Source organism: Micromonospora sp. NPDC049799 (assembly GCF_040656655.1).
Lineage (GTDB): Bacteria > Actinomycetota > Actinomycetes > Mycobacteriales > Micromonosporaceae > Micromonospora.
This window is the reverse complement of record NZ_JBFAMU010000893.1, coordinates 1-1,142: the sequence shown is the minus strand read 5'-3', so window position 1 is coordinate 1,142 and position 1,142 is coordinate 1. Positions and strand designations below refer to the sequence as shown.

Annotated in this window: 2 protein-coding genes; one reads left to right on the top strand and one right to left on the bottom strand. The window is 75.1% G+C overall.

The annotated features are described in order from the left end of the window. Nucleotides 1–635 (bottom strand): glycosyltransferase (locus tag AB0I76_RS30415; RefSeq protein ID WP_357042737.1); only part of this gene is annotated, 635 nt, incomplete at its 3' end. 119 nt (nucleotides 636–754) lie between these two features. On the opposite strand from AB0I76_RS30415, the gene AB0I76_RS30410 reads away from it, so the two are divergent. After that, on the top strand, nucleotides 755–1,142 hold a 388-nt coding region (locus tag AB0I76_RS30410), incomplete at its 3' end, for a CapA family protein (protein ID WP_357042734.1).

Below are 1,142 nucleotides of genomic sequence, written 5' to 3'. Positions count from 1 at the left end.
ACCCGGTGCCGGGCGCCCGCGTCCCGCCCGGACGGCAGCGGCAGGTGGTGGGCGACGACCTCGTCGGCGTACGACAGGTGCCAGCCGGCGGCGGCCAGGTCCATCGCCAGCAGCGCCTCCTCGCCGTACGTGCGCAGCTTCTCGGTGAAGCCACCGACCTGCCGGAACGCGGCGCGGCGCAGCACCACCGCGCAGGCGAGGAAGCCCAGCACCGACGGGCCCGGCGCGTCCGTCGGGGTGCCGAGGGGTGCCCGGGCCATCTCCGCCGACACGGGGTCGAGCCGCCCCTGCGGGCCGACCAGCACGCGCCCGGTCAACAGGCCCGTACGCGGGTACGCCCGCAGCAGCCGCACCGCCTCCTCCAACGCGCCGGGCGCCCAGTACGAGTCGTCGTCGGCGAACGCCACGAACGGGGTCGCGGCCAGTTCGACGCCGACGTTGCGGGCCGCTCCCGCGCCGGCGTTCCAGCCCAGCCGCACCACCCGGACGTGCGGGAAGGCCCGCCGCACCGCCTCCGGGGAGCCGTCGTCGGAGCCGTTGTCGACGACGATCACGTCGGCGGTGTGCCGGCCGAGGGTCTCGAGCAGCTGTGGGCGCCGGTTCCGGGTGGCCACCACGACGGTCACGTCAGTCATGGCGGCCCTGCTACCCGCTCCCGCCCCACTCACGCCTGAAAGGAAAGGCCCCTTCCTGACGCCTGGTGTAGAGGAGGGGTCCCCGGTTAACGCGCGGTGGGCGGGGAACGCGGACCGTGATGGCCGACCTGACCCTGCTCCTCGGCGGTGACGTGATGACCGGCCGGGGAGTGGACGCGGTCCTGCCCCGGCCGGGCCCGACCGACCTGCGCGAGGAGGCGGTCCGCGACGCCCGCGAGTACGTCCGACTGGTGGAGGCGGCCAGCGGCCCGGTGCCGCGTCCGGCCCCACCGGCCTGGCCGTGGGGCGACGCGCTGGCGCTGCTCGACGCCGTCGCCCCCGACGTGCGGATCGTCAACCTGGAGACGGCGGTGACCGGGCGGGGCACGCACGAGCCTTCCAAGGCGATCCCTCTTCCTCGCCAAGCCGTTCACCGACTACACCGACGAGGACTACGCCCTGGCTACCGGGGTCAACCTCAGCGGCTTCTTCCAGCTCACCCGGCGC